Below are 15,064 nucleotides of genomic sequence, written 5' to 3' on the forward strand. Positions count from 1 at the left end.
TGATGCTAAGAAAAATCAAATATTTAAGTCTGTTGCTTGCCGTATCATTTAGCATATGTTCGTGTGAAAAAGTGATAGATGTTGAGCTTAATACTTCTCCAAATCAGTTAGTGATAGAAGGCAATATTACTAATAAATTGGGGTTGCAAACCATTAAAATAAGCCAATCGGTTGCTTATACAGAACCTAACGATTACCCTGCAGTTAAAGGTGCAGTAGTAAATGTAACCGACGATCAGGGTAGTTCATGGATCTTTACCGAAAGCACACCTGGTAGCTATACTTTTGGCCCGTTCAAAGGAGAACCGGGTCGCACATATAGCCTTAAAGTAAATATAAATAATGTGCTTTATACGGCTACCTCGACCATGCCCGATTCCGTAAAGATTGATTCGCTGGATGTTAAGGTGTTTAACTTTGGCAGCGAAAAGCAAAAGCAGGCACAGGTACATTATAAAGATCCTGCCGGAGTTGCCAATCAGTACCGGTTTGTGCTAAAAGTGAATGGTGCTCAATCTAGAAGTGTTTATGCAGAAAATGACCGTTTTACCGATGGGAACAATGTACCCAGTGTGATGTTTTTTACCGGCAAAAATAACGATGACAATCAGTTAAAAACAGGCGATAAGGTTGAGGTTGAAATGCAGTGTATTGATAAGAATGTATTTATCTATTGGAATACCCTAAGTCAGCAATCGCAAAATGGCCCTGGGGGTGGTGTAACACCTGGCAATCCGCCATCTAATATCAGTAATAATGCTTTAGGATATTTTAGTGCCCATACGGTTAGTAAAAAGGAAATGGTAGTGAAGTAAGGGGCTAAGCTCCTTTTTGTATGGTGCTCGATATGTACATGCTGGCACTTGGGTCTCGACTGAATCAAGGCAAATTAAGAACTGCGATAGGATTCCTTCGGAAAACAGATACCTTTTTCCGAAGGAATGTCGATGCTGCCTCGACGCTGTCTTCAAGCTGGACTTAGCAATCACACTATTCTTCCCTGTCATCTCTATATGGTCACCACCAATCGTTTGCCATCGGTTACTTCCATTTCCCAGGCATCGGCGATATTACTCAACGGGATGCTTACGGTTTCCAAAATAAGCCTCTTTTCAGCCGCAAGACGGAACATTCCATATTTGGTGTCGGCCGAAACGGATAAGTAATAGAGGGAGATACCAATGTCGAGATTATTTATTTACACAAAGGATGTGCAGGTTTTAATGGGTAAAGGGAAAACGGCAGCGCATCGATTAATTATGGCCATCAAAAAGTCGTTAAATAAGCAAAAATTTGTGCCTTTAACAGTGCAGGAGTTTTGCGAGTATACTGGCTTGTCTTTAGCTGTAGTGGTGGAGCATTTGAAGTGATAGATGGGCTGGAGAATACAATTAAGTATTCCTCCAGCTGATGACATCATATTTAGTACGTTTCTGATCTTCATCACCACCATAAATTAAGTGCTTTTTGATTGATAGTCCAGGTGTTAATTCTTCAAAATAATCCAACTCTTTAAATAATGAGGAAGAAATTGTGTGAGTTGCTTTGATTTCAAAAATATCAAAGCCATTGTGTGTTTTTATTAATAAATCTACTTCTCTACCGTTGCTTTCCTGCCAGAAATTATAATCCTGATGGAGATATTGATGATTGTTTTTCTTCTGATATTCGGCAATGATCATATTTTCGAAAAGGTTGCCCTTAAGTCTGTTTTGTTCAAAATCTTCTGGTGTTCTGATACCTAATAAGTAATTAAGTAACCCCGTATCATAAAAATAAAGCTTAGAACTTTTTATGAGGCGTTTATTAAAATTTTGATGATAAGGCTGTAGTTGAAATATAATATAACCCGGCTAAAGAGCAATTTGTTACTTTTCAGAACGCAACTACCAGATCAGCAAAGGAAATAAATCTGCAAATGCCTAAGGACTTTAAGAACGATACGGTACATTGCTGGATGCATTATGTAAGTGCCGAAGGAAATGCTATAAGTACGGGGGTGTATGTTGGTGAGATAACTGTGTTTTAGTATAAAGTTCAAGTACTGAGTACTAAATATCAAAGAAGTGTGTGCTAGAATCCAATTTTTTGGTGCTAAAGTCCAATTTTATTTGTGATAGGGTGGCTAGTTTTGCATCAGCAATTGCTACTTATTAAACTAACACATAAAAACGACTATGAAACCAAATAGTATGAAAACCTTAATTTTGGTAACAGCCCTTATGCTTACCATAGGGGTGCAGGCGCAGACGGGATGGAAAATGCAGCCGGTAACAATTCAAAGCCGATGGGCGAAAGATGTATCACCAACAAATGCTTTAAAAGAATATCCAAGGCCACAAATGGTACGCGAAAAATGGACCAATCTGAACGGATTATGGGACTATGCGATAACCGCTAAAAATGCCAATAAACCAACTGCCTATGAAGGACAGATCCTGGTTCCTTATCCATTAGAATCTGCTTTGTCGGGCGTTAAAAGAGAACTGAAGCCAAATCAGAATCTTTGGTATAAGCGGACCTTTAAAAAGCCCGAAACAAAATCAGGAGATAAGATAAAGCTGAATTTTGGTGCTGTTGATTATGAAGCTACCGTATTTATTAATGGCCAGCAGGTAGGAAAGCACGAAAGTGGTTATACGGAGTTCAGTTTAGACATTACCCCGGCGCTTAAAGAGGGAAGCAATGAAATGGTGGTAAAGGTGTTTGACCCAACTGGAGAAGGTGTTGGTCCACATGGGAAACAGGTGCTAAATCCGGCAAATATCTATTATACTCCAACATCGGGGATCTGGCAAACAGTATGGATGGAAGTGGTTCCGGCTGCATCGATCTCTTCACTTTATATGACGCCTGATATTAATAAAGGCTTGTTAAACATTGCAGCTAATGGAGCTGCCGGTTATACCGTAGAGGTAAGTGTTTTGGCAGATGGAAAGGTAATAAGTACTGTAAAGGGAGCAACCGGTGTGAATTTGCAACTACCTGTAAAAAATGCAAAACTATGGAGCCCGGCCAGCCCGTATTTGTATGACCTGACTGTTAAACTGAAAAAAGGAAATACAGTTATAGATGAGGTAAAATCGTATTTCGGTATGCGTAAAACCTCGGTTGCTAAAGACAGCAAAGGTATAGACCGCATTATGCTGAACAACAAGCCTTATTATAATTTGGGGACATTGGATCAGGGTTTTTGGCCTGAAGGTTTGTACACCGCTCCAACAGATGAAGCCCTGGCTTTTGATATTAAGGCTATCAAAGCCATGGGTTTCAACACCATTCGTAAACACATAAAGGTTGAGCCTGCACCCTGGTATTACCATGCTGATAAACTGGGCATGCTGGTATGGCAGGATATGGTAAACCCCAATCAGGGCGTACCTGAGGGTTCAAAAGAAGCCTTTGAAAAAGGGAGTAAAGAGATTTTGCTACAACTACATAATTATCCTTCTATTACAACCTGGGTGCTATTCAACGAAAAATGGGGACAATACGATCAGGAACGCCTGACCAAATGGATTAAAACTACTGACCCATCGAGAATTGTAAACGGACCTAGTGGTGAACTGTTATATGTAAATGAACAACTCCGTTCTCCTGCTCCAAATTGCATATGTGGCGGCACATATGACTGATGTACACGCTTATCCGGATCCAATGAATTCCATAAAGCAGGATGGCAAAGCTCAGGTATGAGGAGAGTTTGGTGGTATTGGTGTGTTTATCCCGGATCACCAATGGCTGGCCGGATCGGCATGGGGTTATATTCAGGAGAAACCGGCTGCTTTAAAGGCAAAATACACCATCATGAACCAGCACTTAAAACTGTTTGAAGCTGATGGAATGAGCGGTTCTATTTATACCCAGCCTTTTGATGTGGAAGGGGAACAGAATGGATTGATGACATACGACAGGGAAGTGGTTAAAATCCCTTTTGCGGAGTTGCGTAAAATCCACAGCCAGCTGAATCCTGATATGGGAACTATACCGGATGTTACCGCTAAGGATGCAGATCTTACAGAGCCTGCCCAGACCTATAGTACCATGCTGCAACAATATATAGATGTTAAAAGAGACGCAGCATTTTTAAAGAAGATGGCAATGATGGCTACGCAAGCTGGCGATAAGCCGGGTGCGGTGCTGGCTGGCAATGCTTACATAGCTACGTTAAAAACCCCTTTAAGTGAACAGGACGTACAATCTGTAGCGCAATTTGCAAAAAGTACAAAGGATGCTGGGTTTAAGTTTATGGTAGAGAACCCGGCGGCATTTAAAAAAGTACTGGGAGATAGGCAATATACCGTAAATATGATGAATATGATCTTTAAAGGGGATATGGAACCTATGCTGGCAGATCCTGCTAAGATAGACTGGACAGGTATTGAAGCAAAAATAAAACCCTATGGTGCCCCGGCTGATGAGATTTTGTTGCGTGCCAAAACAGTGCATTTTTATAACAATCAGGATTGGACCAACTACGTAGCAACAGCGCCGGTCTACCTAAGTAAGTATGGGAATAACCTTTCGGAACAGGATCGCGCAATGTTTCAGGGTGCTGTTGATCAACACAAGGGAGCTTCTGGAAATGCTATCGATGATTTAAGTAAGGCTGTGGCTACAACTCCAAAATCAACTGATGCTGATAATCTAAAACAAAAGGATAAAGCTATTGCAGATGCAATTATAAATCTTCTTGTTGATGCCGCCAAGGCTGAAGATAAAGTTCCGGACTGGCAGGCAATAGCGGCTGCGGTAACGCAAAAACATGATGCTGTAACCGCCGACCGCACAGTAACCAGAGCCAAGCTTTTTTATTATTACGGTAAGGATTGGAAGGTTTTTGCTTCGGCAATTGTGAATTATACTGAGAAGTTTGAAGACAAGAATAACCGGCCAACCATGCTTACCAATGCCAATTTTGTACTGGAGCATAGTGCTGATAAAGCAGAATTAAGTAAGGCGCTGGATTGGGCAAAAATGCTTACTGAAAAGGCGCCTGATAATGAAGATTATAAAAAGACCTACGCGGCATTAAAAGAGAAATTGTAAAAAAGATCTTTCTGTTTCCCTGCGGATAGTTAGTTAATATAAGATCGGGAAATGGTTAGCCCAGATCTTAGCCATACCATATTTGGTTTAACACAATTTAGGCTGAGTGCTGTGTGAACCTGGATGGGTGCACAGCATTCACAATTTAGGGAGTTTGTGAATTAGGTTAGAACGGCCGGATATTTTTCCGGCTGTTCTTTTTTACTTTAAGCTATTTATCCATTCCCTGATCAGCTTTATCCCTTCTTTATGAGGCAGTGTTCGTGCCAGTTCAGGCATAGCTGTTCCGGGCTCTGTACTTGCCATTCTATAAGCCAAAATAGAATGTGTGGCATCGCCAGGTATGATGTCGTAATCCAGACCACCGGCCCCACCACCGGCAGAAACAGGTGCTTTTCTTATACCTAAATGATTGGGGTTAGTTTGCTCATATTCTAAAAATAAGCCTGTATTGTAGGCATCGCCTCCTTTGGTGTGGCAATGTGCGCAGTTAATGTCCAGGTATGCTCTTGCGCGCTGTTCCAGGCTATAGTGTTTGGCATCAGCCCAGTTTGGCAGTTGTGCAACTGATCCTGTATCAGGTAATCCTTTTAGAATTCCCCTGGCTGCCCATGCCTTAAGTTGGTTGGTACTCTGCCCTGGCAAGGTTATGTTGAGGTTTCGAGCCTTTGGCCCTATTGGGATCAGTAAATCATTTTTAATATGACAGCGCTTGCAATCGTTGGTGTTTGGTACCTGGTAATTTGTTAAAAGCTTATTGCCATCGTTATCCAATAGTGTAATTGGGATTTTTGCACCTGTAATGTGTTTAATGGCATCTGTTTGTTCTTTATTCCACAGGTAATTCATCACCTTCCAGTTTTTGTCGGTAGGATCTTTAACCAGCAACCTGGTTTCAATCATGATTTTTTGATGATTAACATTGGTGTAGGCAAAGTTTTTTACAATGATTGTTGAATCAGGAAAATTAAGTGCCCCTGATGCAGTATACATAATTGCAGCCCCTTTTGGTAAAACAATAAAGCGGTCTTTAACGGCATAATCTGTAAAGAGCGCGGTACTGATGTCGTAATGCAAAACTCCTTCGTTAGGTACAAGGTCTTTCAGCTTGTTTTTGAAAAAGCCATAATCAGAAAGCTTTTCCTTAAACACAAATCCATTGTTTTGTATGGTTTGGCTGGTTTTGTTTTTACAGCCCTGCTGGCTTAAAATGGAAAGTGAAACGCTAAAAAGGAGAATAAACCCGAAAAGATAAGTTTTACGCATTGATATTAATTTTTACTTGCAGATATAAGGGGTAATGTCTGTGTTGGGTTTCCAGTTTTTAGGATTGCTGATATTTAAAAAATCGGCATTTACAAATAGGTTGTCGCCAGGTTGTTTTATACAGATGGAATCTGGGTTAGCTCCCGTACCCTTGGTTAGGATATTACTCGAAATACCATCGTACATAATAAAGGGGATACGCTTGGTTTTTCTGGCCGGATCACTAGCATTTAACTGCTGTTCAACGGCTACAAGTATTTTACCAATGCGGTGCTCATAAGCAGCTTCGGGAAATGCAGGTCCCATTTCGATAGTATTGCTATGAATGTTGATGTTTTTAGAAATGGGAAAGTAATTGTTGTTTATTTTCTCTCCGGCTTTTTCATCAACAGCAAAGCCTGAAGCAATGGTTATTGAAGAGGAGTTGTTGTTGATAATACGGTTATTATAGATCTCGATGTCTGATGCGGCCAGTATTATAATTCCGCTGCCTGGTGATGCATTGCCTACACCCCATGAGGTACCAAAGCTGCCCGCTTTTGCAAAATTCCTGAAATTATTGTCGTGTATGTAATTGTTGTAAGCTTTAACATGCCCGCCTTTTTTAGAAAGATCAGGTAAGTCGAATACAAGAAAGCCTGCAGTATTGTTGTAAAACTCATTGTCGTAAACCTGGGCGTTTGATGTGTTTTCGATTTCGCAGCCGGCAACGTTTTTGGCTGCCTTACATTTTCTTACAACGGCGCTGTCGGTTTGACCAACATAGATACCGGCATCTGATGAGCCCTCGGTATAACAGTTTTCTATCAGTACATTTTTGCACATAACGGGATAGATGGCATACCCGCCACTGGTCGAATCTGCTTTGCTCCAAACCGCATGCAGGTTGGTAATGGTTACGTTTCGGCTCTTATTGATCTTTAAGAGGTCTCCTTTGGAATCGCGAATGGTCATGCCATCAATTACAAAATCTTTTACATCTGTTACCCTGATGCCTTCGCCACCCTGACTTTGTTCTTTAAAATCGAGAATGGTTTTGTCGTGTCCTTCGCCCTGAATCATAATGTGATTTACCTGTGCGATACTCAGGTTGTCGAATTTATAGGTGCCTTGCTTTAATAGGATCCTGGTACTGTCTTTTATAGACAGAAAGGCTTCTGCTATTTTCTGCTCTTCCCCGGGTTTAAATGTTAAATCGGTTTTATAGTTCCCCTGTTGGGCTGATTTGTTTCCGTTGCAGGAAAACAAAGTGATGGTAACAAAGAAAGCAAGTACTAATGATGCTATGGTTTTCATTTTAAAGGATGTTGTATGCATAAGTGATATAATAGACGGCACCAATATTAGGATTGGCAACGCCGGTTGAATAGTATTTGTTGGTGATGTTTGTGGCACCCAGCCTTATGCCGGAACGTGCCTTGATAAGTTTATAGCTTACCTGGGCATCTATTACTGCTGAACTTGGCACCCTGCCCTCGGCTAAGCCGCCTGAAACAACATAAAAGTAACCTGGTTTATAACGAAGGGTAGTACCAAATGACCATTCCTGCTTTTTGCCGAAACCACTGTTGCCAAATTCCATGTTTATATGGTAATGAGGTGTGTTGAAGTTGTTTATCTGGCTGTTGTTTTTGTTTTTAATGTTGTCTGAAAAGTAGTTGACTTTTGCTAGAAAATTATGTGTCAGATCAACACTAACGCTTGCAGCATAGCCATAGGTATTTACGGTTTGTCCGCCGTTAAAAGCGATATTATACTGTACATAAGTGCTGTGGTCTTTAAAAGCAGTTACATCACTGGTTCCGGGAGTGTTTGCTACATTGGCATAGCCGATAAAGTTTTTCCATGTAGAGAAATAGCCCAACACATCAAACATTACTCTTTTGCCAATTAAAGCTGCATAGCCAAGTTCAAAGGCATTTACAGATTGTGGTTTAATGTCGTTGTATTCAAATTTCTTTAACACTGAGGCGTCTCCCGATTGCTGATAAGCTGAAACACTTTCAAGTGTATATGGTGGGTATTCATTGAAATGATAGTTGTCGTTCAGTAACAAAGAGGAACCTCCAGATGAGTAGCTGTTGTATCCGTTAAGCGTATTTTGTAATGCCTGTATGTTTGAAGGGAAACTGTATGCATTTTGGTAAGAAAAGCGAATAAAATTGTCTTTAACAGGCTCATACACTGCCGAAGCTCTGGAAGTTACTTTAGGGGAGGAGAAGAGTGTATTCTTATCGTACCGGAAAGAGGTGCTGAGCGTTAACTGATCCTGGGCAAGTTTTTTGGCCAGCTGTACATAGGCACTGTATTCTTTTACATTAATTGGTTTGTCTTTATCTGGAAATAGCGTATTTTTACTGTTCAAACTGTATAGGCGCCAGTTTACCCCGGCAATTACACTCATGAACTTAACTGCATCGGTAAAGTTATATTGTGCCTCAGCATTGTAAAGTTTACTGCGATCGAGAAATAAGGTGCCGCCTTCGGAAATAGGCGTATTGGAGATCTTTTCCTTAAGTTCATTGAACTGTGGAGTTCCTAATTGGGTACGTCCCTGATCTGCAAATGCACGGGCAGCTAAATGAGCGTCGTTTAAGCTGGCTCCACCGGCAAGTGAGGCAAGCAGGGCGCTGGTGTATTCCGGATACCAGCCTCCGGTAGCGCCGTCGTAACTTGTTTTCCATGCTTCATTAATGTACTGAGCTGTAGGACCTGCTATTATGGTTCTTCCGGAGTTTTCTGTAGTGGTATAGGCACGCACAAACCAGTTGTCGCTTTTCAGTTCGGCCTTGTATTGCCCTACTTTAAAGCTTTTTAATTGATAGCGGGTATCATTAGTGTACACAATGTTTCCGGTGCCATATGTACCGGACATAATAGCTTCCAGTTTTGGGCTTATTTTATACCTTAGTTCGGCATTTGCTTTGAATAACTTTGCCTTGTTATCGAGGTATCCGTATTCGGGATAGCCTGTTCTGGTCACATAGTTAGGCTTAGCAAGCAAAGGTTCAATAAGGGGAGCCAGGGAAGGATCTCCTGCTAATGCTCCCTCTAAGAACGGATTAATATCTGCATTGGTTGCTCCGCCATAGTAGTTTACACCATTATAATTGGGGTCGGTAAACCTGTTGCCGGGGCCGTTTTTATTAGTGCTGTCGGTAGCCACCCAGTCGTTTGCCTGGGTATATTGAGAGTTAATTTTAAAGGCCAGCTTTTCGTTGATCTTTGTTGCATAGCGTATTGCCCAATCATAATATGGTGATGCACTCACAGGGTCATAACTGCCACTGCTTTTAACATGGTTTACGCCCTGAGTTACAAGCACACTTAAACCCTGATATTTAAACGGATCTTTTCCGGTCATTACCATAGTTCCGTTTAAGCCTCTTGAACCGTAAAGTGCGGATGAGGCTCCGGATAGTACCTCAATATTGTCTACATCAAGCTGAGTTAAACTAATGGCTGAACCCAGAGGGAAATTAAGGCCGGGTGCCTGATTGTCCATTCCATCCACAATCTGGGTGAAATTGGTGTTTCCGCTGGTGTTAAAGCCTCTTGTAGAAATACTGGTAAATCCAATACTGGAGACGGTTACATCAACTCCTTTTAAGCCCTGGATCATATCCATATAGTTTAGCTGAGGGGAATTGCTGATGTCTTTACTGCTAAGCTGTTCGATGGTTACCGGTGAGGAGAGTTTTTTCTGTACCACGCGGCTGGCCGAAACCACTACTTCCTGCCCTAATATAGAGTTTGGGTTAAGGATAACATCGAGCGGAGTGGTAGTGCTTTGAACCTCGACCTCTTTGGTTTCAAAACCAAGGGAAGAAAAGATGAGTACAACGGGCAGTTTCTTTTTAACGGTGAGTTGAAACCTTCCCCTATCATCTGAATATGTCCCTTCGGAAGAATTTTTGACATGGATGGATACCGCCGGTGCGGCCTCATTTGTGATGTTGTTTTTAATAGTTCCCTTAATAACCTGAGCGTTTAGGTTGCTAAGTAAAAACTGAAAAGGGATCAATAAAAATAGTCTCGTTACTTTCATTGTGTTTGGTTTTGGTTAGTGCAATATAGATTACAAAACCATCAGCAGACAATGATTATAACGTGTTTGGGACGAAATGGGGCTATAATGGGGTGGATGGGAGGGTAGAAGTTGTATTGTTAAGGTATTGCTCAAATTGTTTTTGATGGGATGCCGATACCGGGATTTGCAGATCGGGCAAAGGATCAAACTGAAGCACATAACCTTTATGTGTTTTCTTGGAAGATGAAACGGTTTTTATATTGATAGTGTATGACCTGTGTACCCTTATTAAACCTGAATAACTACAGGTAGACTCAATCTTTTTTAATGTGGTACGGATAAGTTCTGTTTTAACTTCTCCACCCAGCAGATAATGAACATCAACGTAATTGTCTTCAGATTTAAAGAACAAAACGTTATTTGGATGAAGAGTTAATATGATTTTTCCATTCTCATCTTCGATAAGAAGATTATCTGAAAGTGCTTTATGCTCTGTGGCAACCAATGATAGGTTGTACGCAAGTTTATTTTGTTGTACACCAAACAAAATTAATAATGAAATTACATAGGGAGGGATGGCAATGAGTATGGTATAATTAAATGTGTCGAGATAATTACTTACTGACAGTTCCGGATGATTGTTGAGCACCCAGTCGCAGCCCATTATGGCAAAGGTTAAGAGTACTATTTCGCCTAGAAACCAGAAGAAATATTGTCCGTAGCTAAGGTGTTTGATGTGTAGCAATTTCCATAGTCCAAACTGTGTAAACAGAAGGGTTAATGTTCCGGCCAGGGAAAAGATGCTAAAGATTTTAAATAGATCGAGTTTACTCGCATCCTCGTACCACCGATTGATGTTAAACGGTACAAAGGTATACATGAAAAGCAGGCTGATAACAGTAACAAGAGCAATAAATATGGTCTTATTTACGGATGAGTTGAGTATAAGGAATGGACGGTCAAGTGCGCTTTTGAGCACAGTATAATTTACTGAAAGAGGTGTTGTCCTTGCCATGCAACAGTATACTTAATATTTGGTATTGAAATTTAAGTATTTATTGTGGAACTTCCTTCAAGTCTGACTTTTTTAACCATCCTTTTGTCACCTGTCCATCGTTATCAGTAAGCGTTACATAAATAAAGTTGCCCTGTTCATCAATTACTTCAAATTTTGATTTAACCCACAAGCCTAAGATTCCACGCCTTGGGGCATCATTATTAGGTGATTCATGAAAATAAAGCGTGGTTTTGGGGATTCTGTATTTTTTGCCTTCACTAAATATAACAGGCTCCTCAGGCCCTTCTTTAGGTTGGGTAACAGGAGGTGGTGTAGGCTTTGGTGCATTTGCTGCAGTTTGACGTTCAAACTCTTTTTTTAAGCTATCCTGATTGGTTTGCTGTGCTGTGGTATCTAAAATGATGGGTTTAATTTCTTCGGTGGTATCTGGAATTACCTCTTCGGTAAGGTGGGTGGTATCCTGATGAACAACACTTGAAGAATCAGTAGCGAGCTCTTTTTTGGGTTCAAGATCTTTAAAAAAGAAGGCATATGCTGAAAGCACACCAAGCCCTAAAATGGCTATGATCATTAAAGTAAATACAGGCTTTGAAATGCGTACGCCTGAAGTATTATTTGGCGCTGCAATTATGCTTGCTGCAGCTGCCACGGGTTTTGCTTCGGTAGCAGGCACATTGCTATGGCTGTAGTGCAATACTGCATCTTGCAGGGCCATTCCATTAGCAAATCTGTTTTCCGGACGTTTCTCTAAACACTTTCTGATCAGTTCGAGCAGCCATAGGGGAACATTCATTTCCCTTGCTTTAACATCATCCGACCAGTTTTCCGGTAGTTGGGCTCTTCGCAAGGTTAACAGATCAGGTACCTGTTTCTCCATATGCGCCAGCATTACCGAGTTGCGGGCTGTTTCTCCTTTGTTGATCAATGGGAAAGGAACCGTTCCGGCCAGAAGTTCATACAATATTACCCCATAGCTATACACATCGGTTTGAAAGAACATTTCACCATCGTGCTGTTCCGGGGCCATAAACTCAACAGCTCCTGCATGCCGTACACTGCTGCGGCGCTGCTCATCGGACATGATTGCGAGGCCAAAATCAAGAAGGATATAATTGCCTGTAGCGGTATTGAATTTTACATTATTACTTTTTATATCGCCGTGTTTAACCCCAACCCTATGGCAATGTGTAAGGGCATTTGCCAGTTGTTCGGCCAGTTTTATAGTTTCCCTGATGGTAAATATAGGGTTGTGAGGCGACTTTAACAGTTCTTCCAGATCGGGGCCCTCGATGTACTCCATTTCGATAAATGGAAAAGAACCACTTTCTGTAAGTCCTGAATTAAGGATCTTAACCACATTCGGGTTAGGCACCTCATTTACCTTTTTAAGTTTTTCAACCTCATTTTTGAAGTTCCTGAAATTTCTATCGTCCGTATTTTCAGTATGAATTGGGGTTGGCAATATCTTTACCGCAGTAATGATTGCCCCCATTCTTTTACCTTTGTAAACAGAACCCTGCCCACCTGTACGTAAGGCCCCCATGTTCTCTAATCCTTCTGTTATGGTAAATACTTTGCTCATAGTGTCTTCGTTATTTTATTAAAATTCAGGAACATCATTAATCAATCCGTCCTTTGTTTTTTTAGTTGTTTTTGGTTTTACCGTATCCTTTTTACTCGCCGGAACAGTTTGTAAGGTATCTGGGGTTACTGGTGTAACTTTCTTTTCAGGTTCTGTTTTTACATTTTTCTTTATCGGCAGGATTGGTTTATTTACAACGTTAGTGCTATCTGTTTCAGTACCCTTACGGTGATTTAAGACTAAATTTATACCAAATGTAGCTAAACAAACAAATAATATAATTCCGGCCGTGATAAATGTTCTTGCTTTACCGCCCTTTTCATATTTCTGAACCAGATTGGCTAACCTTTCGTTTTCGGCTTTCAGTTCATTAATGACCGTTGTAACCTGCTCTTTATTCAGGATGTCCTGTTTGCTGTTGTTAACAGCATCATATAAACCCACACCGTCATGGAACCTGTTCTCCGGATCTTTCTGCAGGCATTTTTCAATAAGCTGGAGCAGCCAGGTAGGAACCATCATTTCACTGGCCTTTTTCTCTTCTGACCAATCTGCAGGTAAACGGTTTTTACGGAGTTCCATCAAATCAGGAATCTGCTTTTCGATGTGCGAAAGCATAACCATGTTGCGCGAGGTTTCTGTTTTATTGATAAGAGGGAATGGAACTGTGCCGGCTAAAAGTTCATAAAGAATAATGCCGTAGCTATAAATATCGGACTGGAAAAGCATCTTGCCGTCATGCTGTTCAGGAGCCATAAACTCTACGGCGCCTGCATGACGCAAACTGGAACGACGCTGTTCATCAGACATTACGGCTAAACCAAAATCAAGAAGTATATAGTTGCCTGTAGCGGTATTGAATTTGATATTGTTACTTTTAATATCACCGTGTTTAACCCCTACTTTATGACAGTGGGCAAGTGCATTGGCCAGGTGGTCTGCCAGTTTTATCGTTTCCCTTATAGTAAAGATCGAACTATGTGGAGGTTTTAGCAAATCTTCGAGATCTGGTCCTTCTATATATTCCATTTCTATAAAGGGAAGAGAGCCACTTTCTGTTAGGCCTGAGTTTAATATTTTGACAACATTCGGGCTTGGATCTTCATTAACTTTCTTCAGTTTTTCAACCTCATTCTGGAAATCCCGGAAATTCTTGTCTTCGGTGTTTTCTGCATGTATAGGCGTTGGCAATAGTTTTACAGCCGAAAGAATGGCACCCATTCTTTTACCTTTATATACAGACCCTTGTCCACCCGTGCGCAATGCACCCATATTTTCCAATCCTTCTGTTATAGTAAATACTTTTGCCATTTGTTTATAAATTACTGATTAGGATGATAACTGAATTCTAAAACAGCTGATTCTCCTAATATTATCTGATCTCCTTCGTGAAGCGCGTGCCCCAGTTCTGTGAAGGTAAGCTTTACAGAATTATGTTCCTTAACAGATCTTACTTTTACTTTATTACGCGGAGGTACGCCGCCATCATCAGCAAACAGCATAAAAGCTTCGGCATCATTACTCCATTCAATATGGGCATGTTGCCTGCTTATGTATTTGTTGCACTCATTGGCACTGGCATCTGGAAAGGCTATATTGTTAACCCTGATAAATCCATCGCTGTCCTGTGCTTGTTTTTCACGACCAATATTGATCTTGCCATCAGATGACTTAATGGTGTATTCTGCCTGCTCGGCCTCGCCATTTAAAATTTTAATGTACGCTGTTCCTGATTTTTGAACCGCAGCATGTTCAGGTGTTTTTATATAAAGAGCCACTTCAAGATTAGGCATTTTAATAGCTTGCAGCGGTAGTTCATCAGTAAAAGCAGTTTCCATTGTCCAGGTTTTGGGAAGATCTATCGCAAAATCATCGGCTATTCGCTGTACCTCATTTTTGAAATGATGCTCTTCATCAGCAAATACTGCGGATTCATACATATATTTCTCAACGGGCATACAGGCTATGTAAAGCTGAAAACCTTTAATGTGTTTACCTTCTCCGCCTTCCATTTTTTGTAATTCCTGTTTAATAAAAACAAGTATAGCTTCTCTGATGGCTTTAACATCCTGTGGTTTTTCGGGGGTATTTTTGCTAAATAGGCTAAACATATTCTATA

At 40.9% G+C, this 15,064-nt stretch carries 13 protein-coding genes and 1 pseudogene; 5 read left to right on the top strand and 9 right to left on the bottom strand.

Annotated elements, in window-relative coordinates:
- Positions 1-2: 2 nt before the first annotated feature.
- A complete protein-coding gene (locus tag CPT03_RS22640; RefSeq protein WP_099440936.1) occupies positions 3-815 on the top strand; it encodes a DUF4249 domain-containing protein in 813 nt (270 codons plus the stop codon).
- A 194-nt stretch (positions 816-1,009) separates the two neighbouring features.
- Here CPT03_RS22640 and CPT03_RS23280 read toward each other — a convergent pair whose 3' ends face one another.
- Positions 1,010-1,132, bottom strand: coding sequence for a hypothetical protein (locus CPT03_RS23280; RefSeq protein ID WP_262497709.1), 123 nt, complete (start codon positions 1,130-1,132; stop codon positions 1,010-1,012).
- Between the two features lie 49 nt (positions 1,133-1,181).
- On the opposite strand from CPT03_RS23280, the gene CPT03_RS22645 reads away from it, so the two are divergent.
- Positions 1,182-1,370 carry a hypothetical protein gene (locus CPT03_RS22645; protein WP_099440937.1) on the top strand — a complete coding sequence of 63 codons (189 nt, stop codon included), beginning with the start codon at positions 1,182-1,184 and terminating at the stop codon, positions 1,368-1,370.
- A 21-nt stretch (positions 1,371-1,391) separates the two neighbouring features.
- Here CPT03_RS22645 and CPT03_RS22650 read toward each other — a convergent pair whose 3' ends face one another.
- The gene (locus CPT03_RS22650; protein WP_317044351.1) at positions 1,392-1,844 is read right to left on the bottom strand and encodes a DUF4143 domain-containing protein; all 453 of its coding nucleotides are present in this window, start codon (positions 1,842-1,844) and stop codon (positions 1,392-1,394) included.
- A gap of 59 nt (positions 1,845-1,903) precedes the next feature.
- Here CPT03_RS22650 and CPT03_RS23210 point away from each other — a divergent pair.
- The 3 genes and pseudogenes from CPT03_RS23210 to CPT03_RS23220 form a co-directional block, all read left to right on the top strand.
- Positions 1,904-2,029: pseudogene (locus CPT03_RS23210) on the top strand (hypothetical protein); the annotation flags it as partial.
- A gap of 163 nt (positions 2,030-2,192) precedes the next feature.
- Positions 2,193-3,635 carry a glycoside hydrolase family 2 protein gene (locus CPT03_RS23215; RefSeq protein WP_245869926.1) on the top strand — a complete coding sequence of 481 codons (1,443 nt, stop codon included), beginning with the start codon at positions 2,193-2,195 and terminating at the stop codon, positions 3,633-3,635.
- Between the two features lie 82 nt (positions 3,636-3,717).
- The gene (locus CPT03_RS23220; protein ID WP_245869927.1) at positions 3,718-5,049 is read left to right on the top strand and encodes a hypothetical protein; all 1,332 of its coding nucleotides are present in this window, start codon (positions 3,718-3,720) and stop codon (positions 5,047-5,049) included.
- 201 nt (positions 5,050-5,250) lie between these two features.
- Here the strand turns inward: CPT03_RS23220 and CPT03_RS22660 are convergent, their stop codons facing one another.
- From CPT03_RS22660 to CPT03_RS22690, 7 genes are all read right to left on the bottom strand, one after another.
- Positions 5,251-6,315 (bottom strand): SO2930 family diheme c-type cytochrome, encoded by a 1,065-nt coding sequence (locus CPT03_RS22660; RefSeq protein ID WP_099440938.1) that lies wholly within the window; start codon positions 6,313-6,315, stop codon positions 5,251-5,253.
- A 12-nt stretch (positions 6,316-6,327) separates the two neighbouring features.
- Positions 6,328-7,611, bottom strand: a complete 1,284-nt coding sequence (locus tag CPT03_RS22665) for a parallel beta-helix domain-containing protein (RefSeq protein WP_157766512.1) — start codon at positions 7,609-7,611, stop codon at positions 6,328-6,330.
- 1 nt (position 7,612) lies between these two features.
- On the bottom strand, positions 7,613-10,363 hold the full coding sequence (locus CPT03_RS22670; RefSeq protein WP_099440940.1) for a TonB-dependent receptor domain-containing protein: 2,751 nt from the start codon (positions 10,361-10,363) through the stop codon (positions 7,613-7,615).
- An 82-nt stretch (positions 10,364-10,445) separates the two neighbouring features.
- Complete coding sequence (locus tag CPT03_RS22675; protein WP_099440941.1) at positions 10,446-11,360, bottom strand: LytTR family DNA-binding domain-containing protein; 915 nt, start codon at positions 11,358-11,360, stop codon at positions 10,446-10,448.
- Positions 11,361-11,400: 40 nt separating this feature from the next.
- Entirely contained in the window at positions 11,401-12,945 is a 1,545-nt protein-coding gene (locus CPT03_RS22680; RefSeq protein WP_099440942.1) for a serine/threonine protein kinase, read from the bottom strand.
- A gap of 18 nt (positions 12,946-12,963) precedes the next feature.
- Positions 12,964-14,256 (bottom strand): serine/threonine protein kinase, encoded by a 1,293-nt coding sequence (locus CPT03_RS22685; RefSeq protein ID WP_099440943.1) that lies wholly within the window; start codon positions 14,254-14,256, stop codon positions 12,964-12,966.
- An 11-nt stretch (positions 14,257-14,267) separates the two neighbouring features.
- Positions 14,268-15,056, bottom strand: coding sequence for an FHA domain-containing protein (locus CPT03_RS22690; RefSeq protein WP_099440944.1), 789 nt, complete (start codon positions 15,054-15,056; stop codon positions 14,268-14,270).
- Between the last annotated feature and the right edge of the window lie 8 nt (positions 15,057-15,064).

This window comes from Pedobacter ginsengisoli, assembly GCF_002736205.1.
GTDB classification, from domain to species: Bacteria; Bacteroidota; Bacteroidia; order Sphingobacteriales; family Sphingobacteriaceae; genus Pedobacter; species Pedobacter ginsengisoli_A.

Coding starts and splice junctions, on each gene's coding strand:
- CPT03_RS22670 (WP_099440940.1), bottom strand. CDS start 10,363: ATGAAAGTAACGAGACTATTTTTATTGATCCCTTTTCAGTTTTTACTT.
- CPT03_RS23280 (WP_262497709.1), bottom strand. CDS start 1,132: ATGTTCCGTCTTGCGGCTGAAAAGAGGCTTATTTTGGAAACCGTAAGC.
- CPT03_RS22660 (WP_099440938.1), bottom strand. CDS start 6,315: ATGCGTAAAACTTATCTTTTCGGGTTTATTCTCCTTTTTAGCGTTTCA.
- CPT03_RS22645 (WP_099440937.1), top strand. CDS start 1,182: ATGTCGAGATTATTTATTTACACAAAGGATGTGCAGGTTTTAATGGGT.
- CPT03_RS22680 (WP_099440942.1), bottom strand. CDS start 12,945: ATGAGCAAAGTATTTACCATAACAGAAGGATTAGAGAACATGGGGGCC.
- CPT03_RS22690 (WP_099440944.1), bottom strand. CDS start 15,056: ATGTTTAGCCTATTTAGCAAAAATACCCCCGAAAAACCACAGGATGTT.
- CPT03_RS23215 (WP_245869926.1), top strand. CDS start 2,193: ATGAAAACCTTAATTTTGGTAACAGCCCTTATGCTTACCATAGGGGTG.
- CPT03_RS22665 (WP_157766512.1), bottom strand. CDS start 7,611: ATGAAAACCATAGCATCATTAGTACTTGCTTTCTTTGTTACCATCACT.
- CPT03_RS22640 (WP_099440936.1), top strand. CDS start 3: ATGCTAAGAAAAATCAAATATTTAAGTCTGTTGCTTGCCGTATCATTT.
- CPT03_RS22675 (WP_099440941.1), bottom strand. CDS start 11,360: ATGGCAAGGACAACACCTCTTTCAGTAAATTATACTGTGCTCAAAAGC.
- CPT03_RS22685 (WP_099440943.1), bottom strand. CDS start 14,256: ATGGCAAAAGTATTTACTATAACAGAAGGATTGGAAAATATGGGTGCA.